12 protein-coding genes and 1 pseudogene are annotated in these 15,491 nt (G+C 55.3%); 5 read left to right on the plus strand and 8 right to left on the minus strand.

Annotation, left to right across the window (positions count from 1 at the left end):
- Positions 1-49: 49 nt before the first annotated feature.
- The 6 genes and pseudogenes from asnB to LQD11_RS09585 all read right to left on the minus strand — a co-directional run.
- Complete coding sequence (asnB, locus tag LQD11_RS09560) at positions 50-1,864, minus strand: asparagine synthase (glutamine-hydrolyzing) (RefSeq protein WP_238617342.1); 1,815 nt, start codon at positions 1,862-1,864, stop codon at positions 50-52.
- 38 nt (positions 1,865-1,902) lie between these two features.
- Positions 1,903-3,036 carry a glycosyltransferase gene (locus LQD11_RS09565; RefSeq protein ID WP_238617343.1) on the minus strand — a complete coding sequence of 378 codons (1,134 nt, stop codon included), beginning with the start codon at positions 3,034-3,036 and terminating at the stop codon, positions 1,903-1,905.
- Between the two features lie 27 nt (positions 3,037-3,063).
- Positions 3,064-4,212 (minus strand): glycosyltransferase family 4 protein, encoded by a 1,149-nt coding sequence (locus LQD11_RS09570; protein WP_238617344.1) that lies wholly within the window; start codon positions 4,210-4,212, stop codon positions 3,064-3,066.
- A 72-nt stretch (positions 4,213-4,284) separates the two neighbouring features.
- The gene (locus tag LQD11_RS09575) at positions 4,285-5,214 is read right to left on the minus strand and encodes an ATP-grasp fold amidoligase family protein (RefSeq protein ID WP_238617345.1); all 930 of its coding nucleotides are present in this window, start codon (positions 5,212-5,214) and stop codon (positions 4,285-4,287) included.
- A gap of 88 nt (positions 5,215-5,302) precedes the next feature.
- Positions 5,303-6,853, minus strand: coding sequence for an ArnT family glycosyltransferase (locus tag LQD11_RS09580; RefSeq protein ID WP_238617346.1), 1,551 nt, complete (start codon positions 6,851-6,853; stop codon positions 5,303-5,305).
- 137 nt (positions 6,854-6,990) lie between these two features.
- Positions 6,991-7,285: pseudogene (locus LQD11_RS09585) on the minus strand (hypothetical protein); the annotation flags it as partial.
- Between the two features lie 255 nt (positions 7,286-7,540).
- On the opposite strand from LQD11_RS09585, the gene LQD11_RS09590 reads away from it, so the two are divergent.
- From LQD11_RS09590 to LQD11_RS09600, 3 genes are read left to right on the plus strand one after another with little or no spacing between them, the layout of a single operon-like run.
- Entirely contained in the window at positions 7,541-8,593 is a 1,053-nt protein-coding gene (locus LQD11_RS09590) for a glycosyltransferase family 9 protein (protein WP_238617347.1), read from the plus strand.
- A complete protein-coding gene (locus LQD11_RS09595) occupies positions 8,593-9,678 on the plus strand; it encodes a glycosyltransferase family 4 protein (protein WP_238617348.1) in 1,086 nt (361 codons plus the stop codon). Before LQD11_RS09590 ends, LQD11_RS09595 begins: the two co-directional genes overlap by 1 nt.
- Complete coding sequence (locus LQD11_RS09600; RefSeq protein WP_238617349.1) at positions 9,671-11,170, plus strand: ArnT family glycosyltransferase; 1,500 nt, start codon at positions 9,671-9,673, stop codon at positions 11,168-11,170. Before LQD11_RS09595 ends, LQD11_RS09600 begins: the two co-directional genes overlap by 8 nt.
- On the opposite strand, the gene lpxL is transcribed toward LQD11_RS09600, so the two are convergent.
- Positions 11,164-12,084, minus strand: coding sequence for an LpxL/LpxP family Kdo(2)-lipid IV(A) lauroyl/palmitoleoyl acyltransferase (lpxL, locus tag LQD11_RS09605; protein ID WP_238617350.1), 921 nt, complete (start codon positions 12,082-12,084; stop codon positions 11,164-11,166). The genes LQD11_RS09600 and lpxL overlap by 7 nt on opposite strands.
- Before the next feature lie 115 nt (positions 12,085-12,199).
- Here lpxL and hldE point away from each other — a divergent pair, with 115 nt between their 5' ends.
- The gene (gene hldE, locus LQD11_RS09610; RefSeq protein WP_238617351.1) at positions 12,200-13,624 is read left to right on the plus strand and encodes a bifunctional D-glycero-beta-D-manno-heptose-7-phosphate kinase/D-glycero-beta-D-manno-heptose 1-phosphate adenylyltransferase HldE; all 1,425 of its coding nucleotides are present in this window, start codon (positions 12,200-12,202) and stop codon (positions 13,622-13,624) included.
- 16 nt (positions 13,625-13,640) lie between these two features.
- Positions 13,641-14,897, plus strand: coding sequence for a lipid IV(A) 3-deoxy-D-manno-octulosonic acid transferase (gene waaA / locus LQD11_RS09615; RefSeq protein ID WP_238617352.1), 1,257 nt, complete (start codon positions 13,641-13,643; stop codon positions 14,895-14,897).
- 13 nt (positions 14,898-14,910) lie between these two features.
- On the opposite strand, the gene LQD11_RS09620 is transcribed toward waaA, so the two are convergent.
- A complete protein-coding gene (locus tag LQD11_RS09620) occupies positions 14,911-15,483 on the minus strand; it encodes a hydrolase (protein WP_238617353.1) in 573 nt (190 codons plus the stop codon).
- Positions 15,484-15,491: the final 8 nt, after the last annotated feature.

Consider the following 15,491-nt stretch of genomic DNA (forward strand, 5'->3'; position numbering starts at 1 on the left):
TTTACCGGCTGGGTCTTGAGTGAAATTTTCATGACATGAGAGTTAGGCTTCATATCCAATCCATGGGGTCCGAATCCATGGCTGGGTTAGCTCCATCGTTTTCAATAAATATGTGATGCCAAATTGCAAATTGAAGCAAAGAAAATACTTCTCTGGTTGCGTTTTTACGTTTTTTTTGTGAGTGTATTAGCCGCTTGACTTCTTCAGGTGAAAACCATTCCTGAATGCCTGGATTTTTAGGTAGTAAGATTTCCAGTCGATCCAGCAAAGTATTGTTGAGCCATTCCGAAACAGGTACATGAAAGCCACGTTTTTTTTCGTAAAGGTGATCATTTGGTATGTATCTTTCAGCCCACTTTTTAAGGAGGACCTTACCTGTTGCTTTGCTGCATTTTAAATTATCGGGGAGTGATAATCCAAATTCAACTATGCGATGATCGAGAAAGGGTGTTCGGCCTTCTATTGATGAAGCCATGAGTATACGGTCCGCCTTGACAAGAAGGTTGTCAGGGAGTGCGGTTGTAATGTCGACGTACTGCTTTTTTGAAAGTGCTGACCAATGTGAAGGCGCAGAACTCCAAGCCCTTTGAAATGGTTCTCTAGCAGCATTCGATGCTTGCATCAAGGTTTTTGAGAATATTTTATTTGGGGCGGGGTTTCGCCATTGGCCGCGTGTTCGAAAACCACCGCTACCTGGATTGATAAGGTTTTTGAGTGAAGATAGCAGAGGGTTTTCACGGTATCTCCCGTAACCTCCAAAAACCTCGTCTCCTCCTTCGCCGCTGAAAATGACTTTTAATTCTTGCCCCGCATTTTCTGCAAGTATTGATGTTGGAAGGGTTGCGTAGTCCCTCATTAGATCATCTGTTGCCCATGTTGCAAAAGGTAGGCGTGAAAAAACCTGGCCACAATCAATTTCTATTTCTGAGTGATCGGAGTTAAATAGTTTTGCCATTCTTTGCGCCCCGGCTAGTTCGCTCTTTAGGCTTGAGTTTTTATAGCCTATTGAGAAGGTTCGGAGTGGGCGGCTTTGTTTTTCCTGAATCAGAGACAAAAGAACAGCGGAATCCACGCCACCGGAAAGAAATAAGCCATATGGTACATCAGATCTGATGTGCTCATTGATGACTAAATCCATAAGTGGGGTGAATATTTCGCAAGCCTCATTCTGCGTAATTTTTCTTGTTTTTATCGAAGATGGGCTCCAGTATTTTATTGGATGTATATTCAATTTTTTGTCTATGGTGATGATCTCTCCTGGGAGCGCTCTTTTGATTCCGGAGAAGATTGTATCTCTTCCTGTATTGAATTGGTTTTGCAAATACTGGATGAGTGAATTCTCGTTTATTTTTACGTTATTTCCGAGTAGTGGCCTGAGGGCTTTTAATTCAGATGCGAAGGCGATCCCTTCAGGTAGTTCAGCATAATATAAAGGTTTCATTCCGAGTCGATCTCGAGCAAGGATCAGTCGAGATTCTTTGTGATCATATATGGCGAAAGAGAACATCCCGTGCAGCTGATTTATTCCGTTTGTTCCATGTCTCAAATATGTCTGCAGGATGGTTTCTGAATCGGAGTTTGTGGTGAATTGTATGCCTTCTCTGGATAGGTTTTCTTTGATTTCAATATAGTTGTATATCTCGCCATTTGCGACTACGGCGGCGCGATTGTCCGGTGTGGCAATGGGCTGATGTCCTGATTCAAGGTCAATAATCGCAAGTCTGGTATGACCCAATGTGATATTATCGGAGGACCATGTTCCTCTGTCATCAGGTCCTCTGTGATTCAGTCGGTCAAGAATTTGATTGGTTTTAGATTTGCTGATATTTCTTGATCTTGAAATAAAGCCTGCAATGCCGCACATCAAATTTTCCTTCTAGCTTGAAATTTATCGCGTAAGTATCATGTGTCACTATGTATTTTTGATGGGTTCAGTTTCATGATTCTCATGTAGTTGTTGACGCTATTCTCCAAGGTGTAATTCTCTACAGCTTTTTGTAGGTCTTCGGCTTTGATCGGTTTGTCTAAGGTATTGATTATGGCATGGCTCATATAATCTATGTCATTTATAGGTATGAGCATTCCATATTTTCCATTGCCCAATAATTCACTGGGGCCTGATGGGCAGTCTGTTGAAATGACTGGTATGCCTAATGCCATTGCTTCGGTAAGTACATTAGGCGACCCTTCCCATAGAGAGGAAAGCACAAATAAGTCGGCACGGGATATCCATGCATAAGGGTTTTTTACAAAGCCGGGTAAAAAAACGTCATTAGCAATACCTAGTTCTTCTGCTTGCTTAAGTAGGCGTTCACGCCTTCTGCCGTCTCCTAATATGATTAAACGCATTGGGCGTTTTGCGCGTGCATTTGCAAAAGCGGAAATAAGCATGGAGAAGTTTTTCTGGCGACCTAATCGGCCTGCGCCAAGAATTACCGGTTTATCATGGTTTGTTAACCAAGGGTGATCTAATTCTTCCTGGGCTTTTTTGAATAAATCCGAGGTAATGACTGGGTTCGGTGCAACGTGAATGCGTTCAATATTTGGTTTTGAAATTTTATAAATATCATCTGCCACTCCCCTGGATACAGCAATTATTCCGTCAGCATTCCGATATATTGTTCGTGATATCCAGGCAGACCAGTAGCGCCGTATAATATTGCGATACATCATTTGTTGGGTTGTGTTCACTACGGCACGAATGTAAAGCTTTGACTGTTTGCCCGATCTTTTCCATGCGTGCGTAGCTATTATGTCGCAATCTTCTTTTGCGCTAAGTATGGCTTTTGGTTGTGTATTAATTATATATTTTGTGAAGGATTTTATGATTTTAATTTTGTTTTTCTCTTGAAGTTTTATAAGCTTAATGGGTTCAGTTAAGTCTTTAAGGAATTCTGAATGGCTGTGATTGACGATAAAATCAACGGGTATCCCTCGCTTACTTAGTCCGCACGCAAGGTTAACCAGCATTCGTTCTACTCCGCCATTGTCGAAGTAAGGTGCGAATATTGCGACTTTATTATTTATGTTATGCAAGATTTTTCTCGAAAAATTATTATATCTTTAGGTTTTCTGATGTTTATTTTTTAATGCTGAGTTTATTGCATTTTCCCACATGCTGTATATTATTTTTGGGTTGAATTTTTTTTTAGTTTTTTGTTTTGCATTGTGAGAAAGCTGTTTGCGTAACTCCTCGCTTTTTATTAGTTTTTCAATGTTTTTGGCTAGATCTGAATAGCTTTCCTGTTTTATTAATAGTCCGTTGATTTTGTGGTCAATAATGTCTCTAGGGCCGGTTTCGCAATCAGTTGCAATGCATGCACAGCCCGCAGTCATTGCTTCTAGTAAGGCGTTAGGAAACCCTTCATAGCGTGAGCTTAATATGAATATTTCAGCTCGGAGATACCATTCGCCGATATTTCCCACTGGACCAGGTAGGTGTATTCTATTCTCAGATTGTAGGTTGAGTATGATTTCTTCAATTTTAATCCTGTGCTTGTTTTTTTTTTCTTTAGGCTTGTATCCTAGGATTACTAAATCCCACTCAGGGTGTCTTTGCGATATTTTTTGGAATGCTTCAAGTAATATATCGAGTCCTTTTTGATGTGTTTTTGACCCTACAGCTAGAAGTAGTTTTCGAGATTTTGGGATTATCCTGTCAGGATGTATGATTGGTTCAAACGTATCTGGAGGCCAATGTACGGCATTTGGTATGACGTGAATATTTTTGGCGCCCGTGTTTTTTTCTATCCATATCTTGCCTTTGTATGTTTGAGCTATATGCGCATCAGCGAATCTATATAGTAATTTTCTAAGTATCCCCCATCGGATTGATAATTTCTTTCTCCCTGGGAAATTTCTTTCAGATACTATTGTGGCAACTGGAAGGCCTGCTGCACTAATTATTGCCATGATTGATGGTTTTGACATCATTCCAATAATGAAGTCAGGTTTCTCTTTTTTTAGCTGCTTTCGTAAGAATATAATCCTTCTTATTTCTTTAAATGTTTTTATTCTTTTTAATGATTCTTCAATCCAGATTCTTTTGATGCATGGGTCTACGGTGTACAGGTCTTTTTGGGGTTGGTCTACTGTAATTAATAGTATATTATAATTTAGTTTTATTAGGTGTTTGGTTAGGTTAGTAGTGACTCTCTCCGCCCCCCCTGGTGCTAGGTTATTTATCAGTATGGCTGCTGTTTTTTTTTGCATATTTATTTGATCTGAATTGTTTTGATTTGTTGAAATATATGTTTATATTTTGTGCTGGAGTTTTTAATTATTTTATTTTATTTTATTTGCCGTCTCTTGGTGGCTTTTTCTGTCTAGAGGTATGAGGCGCCCAAGAGTTGCTTGTCCCTCCCCTTTGTAGTTTCCGTTTCTTGGGTAAAATGTTAGTTCTCCAAATTTTATCTTATTGTCAATTGAATAAAGGTCTACTCTTACATATTTAAATCCGGTTGATAATGTTTTGGCAATGTATAGCATTTCTTCCCAATGCTTGGGCTTTGAAAATCTGTCTCCGGGTTGAAAGTGATTGCTTAACTGTATTTTTGTTGCGCATCCATTAGGGTCTATTATTTGTTCATAGGCTGTACGATGCTTTCTGTTGTATATATATTGCAAAAAAATAACATTTCCATCGCTGCAGTGAAACTTGTAATCGTCAACGCTGCTTGTGGGGTCACCTAATAGTTTTTCGGCAAATGCCTGTGGCTGTATGTGCTGGTAACACCACTCACCCTTGTTGATTCCATACTTTCTATTGAGGCTTTTTGAAATCTCTATTCGTGTTTTTTCTAGATCAAAAGAGTTGCGATCGTGAATAATCCACACTGATCCAGAGTCATGGTTGGTTTTAATGACAAATTGATCTGGTAGGATTGAAAAGTCAATGTCCCTGGAGTTGTTCCAAGTTGCATAAATAGGCGTGAGGTATGATTCGCCAATTTTTTTAGCAATAAATTCCCGCACCGCGAGTTTGTCTGAACATGTAATGATTTTTGGTTGTTGATCAAAAATCATCAGCCATTTTATTTTGTTGTTGAAGTCTTCTCCCTCGAAAATATTAGGAGGGCAACCCAGTGTATCCCATGTTTTTTTGAAAATTGATTTGTAATTTTTTAGTTGTTGTGGCGGTATTCTTAAGCGATCCTTGTGAAAATGCCAGAGGCAGTTATGAATTATGCTGTTGATTGGTCTTTTGATGTGCATGATGGGTTTTGGTCTCTTGCTGTTTTTTTGGTCTCTTGCTGTTTGTGTTGTTATTGTTGAAATTTAAGGGTTGAGTGGTAGTGGTAATTTATGGTGTAATTGCTTCGGTTGTTTTGGGGGGTGCCTGAATACAGTTTTCTTTGATCAAGTATGTTAGTTTTATTCTTTTTTCTATGGTCATTGTGGTCTGGGGTTTTGTTTTTTTTGTATTTAGTGGAAAGTCTTTTTCTATCGCGTCATGATCTTTTTCATGCCATGCAATAATGCAGGGGCTGCTGTGTCTTCCTGAGTTTTCTAGTTGCTTTAATGATGTTGGGTAATGAGGGGTTGCAGCAATTGTGTCTGGTAGATATCTGGTGATCTGTGCGGGTGGCAGATATCTGTGATGGGAGAGTACAATTAGGCTGCCTCCTCCTGAGTAACCCGCTTCCAGCATTGATTCTGCATATTCTGCGTATGGGAGGAATTCGCTGCATCTTCTTTCACTGCAATCTGTGTTGTTTGATTTGTAAATCGCCCTTGGTCCAAAGCTGGCCGCTGATATTGCTGTGATTATTGTCGTGGCAATGATGAATTTTTTTGCGGCAGCTGTTGTATTTTTGGATTTGGGTAGTCTGCAGATAAGCCATACGGGTAATAGACACAAGAAAAATAAGTGGTGTGGTGCTATACGGGTAGCTTGTGTTGCTAATATGTATATTATGATTAAGGTCAGTGCAATGCCGATAGTGTTTCGTATTAATGTCAGGTGGTCGTTGCAATGGCTGTTATCTGAGTATTTTTTCTGTGGTTTTATCAGCGTTGGGCCGAATGTTAGGAGTGCGAGTAGGCCAAATGGGAAAATAATAACGCTAATGGTTGACTGAGAGAGGTTTTTTAGCCCATCTAATATTGGGTGAGTTGATGCGGTATCGCCCCCAAACCCAATCCTTTCATCCAGTTTTTCTGAAATTATATGGGTGTTATCTAGGATCCATGTAAAGTGAGGGATGCTTAAGATTAATGGGATGAGTATTGTCAGTAGTATGTGTGGTTTGAAAAGTAGTGATCTGTAGGTTTTGTTTATCAGGGCAGCAATGAGCAGGGATGTCGTAAATACTGCAAAAGTATACTTGCTATGTAGTCCGGCTGTGATTAGTATGCCTAGGTAGATATAGCTGCTGATATCTTTTTTTCTACTGATTTGGATTATGCAGATCATGACCCATGGATATATGGCGCCAGCCATTAGCGTATGGGTCAGGTCAGAGATCGCATACCAGTGTAAATGAAGGAACGAAAGTGGGGCTAGGCCAGCAGCAAGCGCAAGCCAGCTATTTCCTTTTATCATTAAGGATAGCTGATATGTCCCTAATACCATAAGAAATAGAAAAGTCATCCTTAGCCCAAATACTATACTGGGGTTGCCATCCCCGAAAATTCTTGCTCCTATCCATGTCAACCAGTAGAACAGAGGCGGGTTATGCCCGTCATATCCAAGAGCAAGGTGCTGCCCCATAAGCAATGCTTCACTATCATCGCTTCTCCCTCCCGGAGTGAATATCATCAATTGTAATAGCATGATGATAAAGTAAGTAATAAGGAAGATAGCGATGTATTGTTTTTGGGGTGGGTTTTTTATGGTGTTTGTGAGGTTCATGTGTGGGGTTTTACATGTCCTAAGGATATGATGCTTGTCGTATATTTTTCTGTATAATTTTTTCTGCTGCTGAAAGCAGAGCGGCTGATCATCTCCGCCCTCGGATGGCAATCATTTTCTGTCAGTGCGGTGTCTGATCAAATGTCTCGGGCTGTCTCATGCGCAAACCCCACCACCTGCCTTCGCTCTCTGGAAAACTCCACCCCCACCAAGTGAATGGGCTTGCCCCGGCCTCGATACCATGTCCGCATAGCCCCGGTCACTGAGTTGTTACAGGGCCTCGGGCACCGGCTCCACCACGATGTCCAGTCCCAGGGTCGCCAGATGGCTGTAGAACATGCTGGCGTCATGGCCCTCGTAGCGGGCGATGGGGTTGTTGCGATACCAGTCATGGGGCAGGGCGGCATACAGGGTGCGCAGATGGGGTTCCAGGGTGGTCGCTGGATTCCCGCTTTCGCGGGAATGACGAGACGTATTTCACGGGAACGGCGCAATGACGCGATGTGATTCACGGGGATGAGGTGGCGTAGTTCAAATAACGCGACGTAATCCACCGGAATAGTGTGCTCAGGGCGCCTGTGAGGATCGTAGCACAATCCTCGCCCCCCCTTGTCGGCACGCCACCCCGGGAAAACACCATCCCCGCGGCTGGGGTAAAATGCCGTCGCTCCCATTTTGGAATCTTCGATGCAGTCCCTGCTGATCATTCGTCTCTCCGCCATCGGCGACGTGGTGATGGCCTCGCCGTTGCCGGCCGTGTTCCGCGCCGCCTGGCCCGATGTGCGCATCACCTGGTTGGTGGAGCCCCAGGTGGCGGGACTGGTGTCCCGGCATCCCCAGGTGGACCGGGTGGTGGTCTGGCCCAAGGCTCAGTGGCGCTCCCTGTTCCGCCGCTTGCGTTGGATCCGTCTGGGGCGGGAGGTGGTCCGATTTGTCCGGGAACTGCGGGCCGAGCCTTACGATATGGCGGTGGATCTGCAAGGGCTTTTGAAAAGCGGTCTGCTCACCCGCCTGTCGGGGGCGCAGGAGCGGGTGGGATTGGGGTCCCGGGAGGGCAGCAGGGTGTTCATGACCCGGGTGGTGCCCCGGGGCGGCGACCCCCGTCGCATCGGTTCGGAATACCGGTATCTGACCCAGGCGCTGGGGCTTGAGCCGGGTGCCTTCTTCATGCAGGTGGGGCTGCGCCCGGAGGATGAGGCCGTGGGGTGCCAGGTGGCCGAGGCCCAGGGTGTCCGGGGCTATGTGGTGGGCTGTCCGTTCACCACCCGGCCACAGAAACACTGGGTGGAGGCCGCCTGGGCGGAACTGGCCCGGCGCATTCATCAGGCACTGGGACAGCCCATGGTGTTGTTGGGGGGGCCCGATGACCGGGAGGCCGCCGACAGGATTCAGGCCCTGGCCGGCGCGGCGGTGGACAACCGGGTGGGGCAGACCTCCCTGACCCAGGCAGCGGCCGTGATCCGCCGGGCCGGGCTGCTGGTGGGGGTGGACACGGGGCTGACCCACATGGGACCGGCCTTCGACGTCCCCACGGTGGCCCTGTTCGGGTCCACCTGTCCCTACCTGGACACCGGGCGGGACAACACCGTGGTGATCTACCACGACCTGCCCTGTGCCCCCTGCCGACGCAATCCCACTTGCGACGGGCGTTTTGATTGCCTGACGGGCATCTCGGTGGATGAAGTCATGGTAGAGGTGGAGCGGTTGTTGCCGACAACGCCGATCAAGGAGTCGTCCTGATGCGTATCCTGCATGTGGAGACCGGCCGCCATCTGTATGGCGGCGCGCTGCAGGTCCGTTACCTGCTGGAAGGGCTGTCGGCCCGGGGTGTCGCCAACGTGCTGGTGTGCCCTTCGGGGGCGGCCATTGCCGAGGCCTCGGCGGTGTTTTGCGAGGCGGTCCATGAGGTACCCATGGGGGGGGATCTGGATCTGGGTTTCGTGGGTCGCTTGAAGCGCGTGATCCGGGAGACCCGGCCGGATCTGGTGCATCTGCACAGTCGTCGTGGCGCGGACGTGCTGGGGGGGATCGCGGCCCGGCGGGTCGGGGTGCCGGTGGTGCTGTCCCGGCGGGTGGATAATCCGGAGCCGGTCCCGTGGGCGCGGTTGAAGTACCGTCTGTTCGACCGGGTCATCACCATCTCGGAAGCGATCCGGCAAGTGCTGCTGGCGGAAGGCGTGCCCCCTGAACGGGTGGTCTGCGTGCCCAGCGCGGTGGATATGAATGCCTGGCAGGGGACGTGTGACCGGGAAGGGTTCCAGGCCGCCTGCGGCCTTGCGCCCGGCGAGCGGGCGGTGGGGGTGATTGCCCAGTTGATTACCCGCAAGGGGCATCGTCATCTGTTGACGGCGGCGCCGGCGATCCTGGCGGCCCATCCCGAGGTGCGGCTGCTGCTATTCGGTCAGGGGCCGCTGGAAGCCCAGCTCAGGGCGCGGATCGAGGATATGGGGCTGGCGGGGCAGGTGCGTCTGATGGGGTTCCGGGATGACCTGGAACGCATCCTGCCCTGTCTGGATCTGGTGGTGCATCCGGCGGACATGGAGGGGCTGGGGGTCTCCCTGCTGCAGGCCGCCGCCGCGGGGGTGCCCCTGGTGGGGACCCGGGCGGGCGGCGTGCCCGAGATCATCGGCGATGACGAGGCCGGTGTGCTGGTGCCGCCGGGGGATGCCCCGGCCCTGGCGCGGGCGGTGATTGATCTGCTCGGGGATCGCTCTGCCTTGCGGCGCCTGGGGGAGGCCGGTCGCCGTCGGGTGGCGGCGCGGTTCTCCGTGGAGGCCATGGTGGCCGGGAATCTGGCGGTCTATCAGGAACTGGTGCATGGATAAAGGCGCAATGGGAGAACCACGCCGACACTGGGGCTTCTGGCTGCTACTGGGACTGGCGGTCTATTTCACCCTCCACGTGATCATCCGCGCCACCGGGTCCGCGGTGCTGGAGCTGGACGAGGCCGAGCAGGTCATTGTGACCCAGTGGTGGCTGGCCGGGTATTCCGGGCAGCCCCCCCTCTATGCCTGGCTGCAGGCCGTGGCGTTTCGGGTGCTGGGCATGGACCTGTGGGCCCTGAGCCTGGTCAAGAACACCTTGCTGTTTCTTACCTGGTTGTTCGTGTTCCTCTCCGCCCGGCGTCTGTTGGGGGATGTCCGACTGGCGGTGCTGGCCACCCTGTCCCTGTTCCTGATCCCCCAGGTGGCCTGGGAGTCCCAGCGGGATCTGACCCATTCGGTGATGGTGACCACGGTGGCGGCCGCATCCTTTTACGCGATGCTGCGTTGGCTGGACCGGCCCCATGTGGGGCATTACCTGCTGATCGGCCTGCTGTTCGGGCTGGGGGTGTTGTCCAAGTACAACTTTCTGGTGTTCGCCGCCGCCGCCGGGCTGGCCCTGCTGAGCTGTGCTCGGGGACGGTCCCTGCTGCTGCATCCGCGCATCCTGTGGAGTGCCCTGGTGGCGTTGCTGGTGATCCTGCCCCACGCCCTGTGGGTCTGGCACAGCCGGGATCTGGGCACCCAGTCCCTGGACAAGCTGGATTTCGGGGGTGGATTCTGGCCCTGGTCCGGGCTGGGTTCCCTGGTGCTGGCGGTACTGGGCTTCCTGGCATTGCTGCTGCTGGTCATGGGGGCGGTGTTCCGGCGGGATTTTTTCCGTGCCCTGCTCAAGCGCCGGGGCGGTCCGGCGGCTTTTCCCATCCACCGCTACCTCTGGATCCTGTTGGGTCTGCTGGTGCTGATGGCCCTGCTGGGGGTGTCCCACTTCAAGGACCGCTGGATGCTGCCCCTGCTGCTGGTCTTTCCTCTGTTCGTGTTCGCCATGATGGGCACGGCGGCCCTGACCCGTGCCCGGGTGCGGACGTATCTGTCGGTCTGTCTGCTGGTGCCCGTGCTGGTGCTGGTGGTGATGGCCTGGCGGGTGCAGACCTGGCCGGTGCTGGAGTCCCAGCATCGGCATGTCTACCCCTTTGACGAGCGGGTGAGCGAGATCCGGGATCTGGGCTTCAGCCAGGGTCTGATCGTGGGAGATCGGGCCTTTGTGGCGGGCAATCTGCGTTTTCGCCTGCCCCGGAGTCAGGCCGTGATCCCGGGGGTGAATCCCGGCGGGCTGCGGTGCAGACCCGGTGATGATCTGCTGGTGGCCTGGGACGCGGACCGACAGCGACAGATCCCCGCTCGGCTTGGGGACTGGCTCACGGCGGAACTGGGCCTGTCCACCGGGGACCTGATGCCCCGGTGGCTGGCATCCGGTGCTGGGGCAGGCCCGGTGATGGGCGTGGTGGTGTTGCCGGGGGTGCTGGAGGGGGATTGCCGGGTGAGTGCTCAATAGTATTTCGGTAATCCCCAGCCGCGCTTGTACTTGAAGCGCCGGTGGGTCCAGAAATACTGTTCCGGCGCCACCCGGATGGCCGCCTCGATGACGGCGTTGATGCGTCGGGCGTCCTGGGCCGGATCCTCTCCGGGGAAGTCTTCAAGGGGCTCGCCGATCACCAGTCGGTAGCCCTGTCGGCCGGGCAGGCGGTAGCCGAAGAAGGGGATGACCGGGGCGCCGCTGATCTTCGCCAGGCGGGCGGTGGCCGGATTGGTGGCGGCGGGGACACCGAAGAAGGGGACGATCACCGCGTTGCCGTTCTTGAAGGCCTGGTCCGGGGCGTACCACAGGGCCTGGCCCTGCTTCAGGACGCGGATGGCGTCCCGGGCCTGGTCGCGGCGGATGGCCCGCAGATAATGGGTCTGCCGGTTCTGCCGGAAGCAGTGTTCCATCACCGGATTTTCGTGGGGGCGGTACATGACGGCAAAGTCCTGATGGGCGCAGAGCAGGCGTCCCGCCAGTTCCAGGGTGGTGAAGTGAGCCGATAGCAGCAGTGCCCCCTTGCCTTTTGCCAGTGTCCGTTGCAGGTGTTCCAGGCCTTCGATACGGGCCAGTCCCTCAAGCGCCCGGTCGCTGCCCCACCAGCTCAGGGGCGTCTCGAAGATGCCCGCGCCCATGGCGCGAAAATGGGCCTTGACCAGGGCCTTTTGCGTCGCCGGGTCCAGGTCGGGAAAACACAGCCCGACATTGACCTCGGCGATCCGCCGCCGCCGCCGGGCCAGCGGGTAGAGCAGGGCGCCCAGGGTCTCGCCGGTCCGGATCTGCCAGTGCCAGGGCAGCACCCGGACCAGGGTGCGGAACAGGGCCACGCCCAGCCACATGGGCCAGTGGACAGGGTGGTACAGGCGGGAGGGGGACTGTTTTCGGGCCATGGGGATGTTTGCGGAGGACTGGCCGCGGATTGTAGCAAATGGGTCCGTGTCCGCAGGGCGATGGAGCGCCCCATGGTAAGATCCTCCCCGGTTTCCTCTGCAAGGTAGTCAAGCCGTGAATCTGCACATGCCCGCCTTTGAACAGGCCCGGATCATGGTGGTGGGTGATCTCATGCTGGATCGCTACTGGTCCGGGGCCACCGCCCGCATCTCCCCCGAGGCCCCGGTGCCCGTGGTTCACGTGAACGAGGTCGAGGAACGTCCCGGCGGGGCGGCCAACGTGGCCGTCAACCTGGCCCGACTGGGGGTGCAGACCCGGCTGCTGGGTATTGTGGGCGAGGACGAGGCTGGCCATGCCCTGGAAGGGCTCCTGGCCCAGGCCCGGGTGAGCTGTGATTTCGCCCGCTCGTCCCGGGCGACCACCATCACCAAGCTGCGGGTCCTGAGCCGCCATCAGCAGTTGTTGCGCCTGGATTTCGAACAGCCCCTGGAGGCTGCGGATACCGCGTCCCTGCCGGATCGTCTGGCGGGGCATCTGGACGGGCAGGCGGTGGTGGTGCTGTCCGATTACGGCAAGGGGACCCTGACCGAGGTGGCGCGCATGATCCGCGCGGCCCGGGAGGCCCGGGTGCCGGTGCTGGTGGATCCCAAGGGGCGTGATTTCGAGCGCTACCGGGGCGCCACCCTGCTCACCCCCAACCTGGCCGAGTTCGAGGCCGTAGTGGGGCCTTGTCCCCGTGACGATCTGCTGGTCAGTCGGGGTGAACGGTTGCGGACGGACCTGGATCTGGAGGCCCTGCTCATCACCCTGAGCGAGCGGGGCATGCTGCTGCTGCGGGCGGGCCGGGACCCTTTGCACCTGCCCACCCGCGCCCGGGAGGTCTATGACGTGACCGGGGCGGGGGATACGGTGATCGCGGTGATCGCGGCGGCCCTGGGGGCCGGACAGGATCTGGCCCAGGCGGCGGCCCTGGCCAATCTGGCGGCGGGCATCGTGGTGGGCAAGCTGGGCACCGGCTGCGTGACCCCGGCGGAGCTGCGGGCGGCGGTCAGGGGGCATCAGGGCGGTTGGAGTAGCCTGCTGTCGGAGGCGGACCTGCTGCTGGCGGTGCAGGAGGCCCGGGCCCAGGGGGAGCGGGTGGTGATGACTAACGGGTGCTTCGACATCCTCCATGCGGGGCATGTGGCCTATCTGGAACAGGCCCGGCGTCTGGGGGATCGCCTCATCGTGGCGGTGAATGATGACGCCTCTGTGCGCCGTCTCAAGGGCCATGGGCGGCCGGTGAACGGTATGGAGCGACGCATGGCGGTGCTGGCGGGACTGGCCTCGGTGGACTGGGTGGTGCCGTTCCGGGAGGATACGCCGGAGCGTCTGATCCGGGCCGTGTCGCCGGACGTGCTGGTGAAGGGCGGGGACTACCGGCCCGAGGAGATCGTGGGCGGTGACCATGTCCGTGCCCTGGGCGGCCGGGTGGAAGTGCTGCCGTTCCTGGATGGGGTGTCCACCACCCGGGTCATCGACCGGATCCGGGGCACCTGACGACCCTCTGACCGGCATGCGCGTACTGTATTCCCTGATCCTCTATGTCATCACGCCGCTGGTGCTGGCGCGGTTGCTCCTGCGCAGCCGCGCCAATCCGGATTATCGTCACCGCTGGGGGGAGCGCCTGGGCTGGTCGCCCCGCCTGCCGGCGCGGCCCCGGCTCTGGGTGCATGCGGTCTCGGTGGGGGAGGTGGCGGCCGCCGCGGCGCTGGTGGCGGGGCTGCGGCGGCGGTTCCCCGGGCATGCCATCCTGATGACCACCACCACCCCCACCGGTTCCGCCGAGGTGATCCGGCGTTTCGGGAACTCGGTGGAACACTGTTATCTGCCCTATGACCTGCCCGATGGGGTGACCCGCTTTCTGGCGCGGGCGCGTCCCGAGCGGCTGCTGGTCATGGAGACCGAACTGTGGCCCAACCTGTATCGGGCCTGTGCCCGCCGGGGCATCCCGGTGATGGTGGTCAATGCCCGCCTGTCGGCCCGTTCTGCCCGGGGCTATGCCCGCATCCGGCCCCTGGTCCGGCAGACCCTGGCTCAGGTGTCCGGGATCGCGGCCCGAGGGGAGGAGGATGCCCGCCGTTTTCTGGCCCTGGGTGCCCGGCCCGATCAGGTGCGGGTGAGCGGCAACATCAAGTATGACCTGACCCTGTCCGATGACCTGATCCAGGCCGCGGCGACGTTGCGCGCGCAGGTGGGCGAGCGGCCGGTGTGGATCGCCGCCAGCACCCATCCGGGGGAGGAAGAGCAGGTGCTGGCGGCGCACCGGTTCCTTTTGTCCAGGTGGCCCCATGCCCTGCTGATCCTGGTGCCCCGCCATCCGGAGCGTTTCGAGGCCGTGGCGGCCCTGTGCCGGACGCAAGGGTTTGCCGTGGCGCGCCGCAGTGCCGGTCTGCCGCCCAAGGTCGGGGATGTCGTGTGGCTGGGGGATACCATGGGGGAGTTGCTGCTGCTCTACGGAGTGGCCTCGGTGGCCTTCGTGGGGGGCAGTCTGGTGCCCACCGGCGGGCATAACCCGTTGGAGCCGGCCGCCCATGGGGTGGTGGTGGTGACCGGTCCGCAGGTATTCAATTTCACCGAGGTTTACCAGGCCCTGGAGCGGGCCGGGGGTGTGTGCCGGGTGGCGGACGCCGATGGGCTGGCGGATGCGGTGTCGGCCCTGTGGGCGGACCCGTCGGCCCGCCGTGCCATGACAACGGCGGCCCGACGGGTGCTGGATGAAAACCGGGGTGCGGTGGAGCGGGTGCTGGACTGGGTGGAACAGGCCTCTTGAAGGCCGGTTCGGCTTAACGGATCAGATTCAGGATTTCCTTGAACTTCGGGTGGCGTGAGTCTGCCAGCCATTCAAACAGCACCGACTCGAAATTGGTGATGATCACCCCGGCCCTGGCCATGCGGGCCAGGGCATTGGCCTTGTTGCGCGGGTCTCTGGAGCAGACGGCGTCTTCCACCACGAAGACCTGGAATCCGGCCTCCACGAGCAGCAGGGCGGTCTGCAGCACGCAGACATGGGACTCCATGCCGCAGACCACCACCTGGGGCCGCTCGGCACGTTTCACGGCGCCCATGATGCCCTCGTCGCGGCAACAGGAGAAGGTGGTCTTTTCCAGCACCCGAACCGCCTCCGGCAGCATGCCCTGGATTTCACCGGCGGTGTGCCCGATACCCTGTGGGTACTGTTCGGTTACCGTCACCGGGATGCCCAGCACGCCGGCCCCCTGGGCCAGGCTGCCGGCCCGTCGATAGACCTCACGGCGTGTGTCGGCGTCCATGGCCACGGCCAGCTTTGCCTGGATGTCCACCACCAGGAGCTGGCTGTGTCCGGCACTGCACAGGGGGGAGGGTGGGGTGTGATTCATCATCAGTC

The sequence above is a fragment of the Ectothiorhodospira shaposhnikovii genome (genome assembly GCF_022227765.1).
Classification (GTDB): Bacteria; Pseudomonadota; Gammaproteobacteria; order Ectothiorhodospirales; family Ectothiorhodospiraceae; genus Ectothiorhodospira.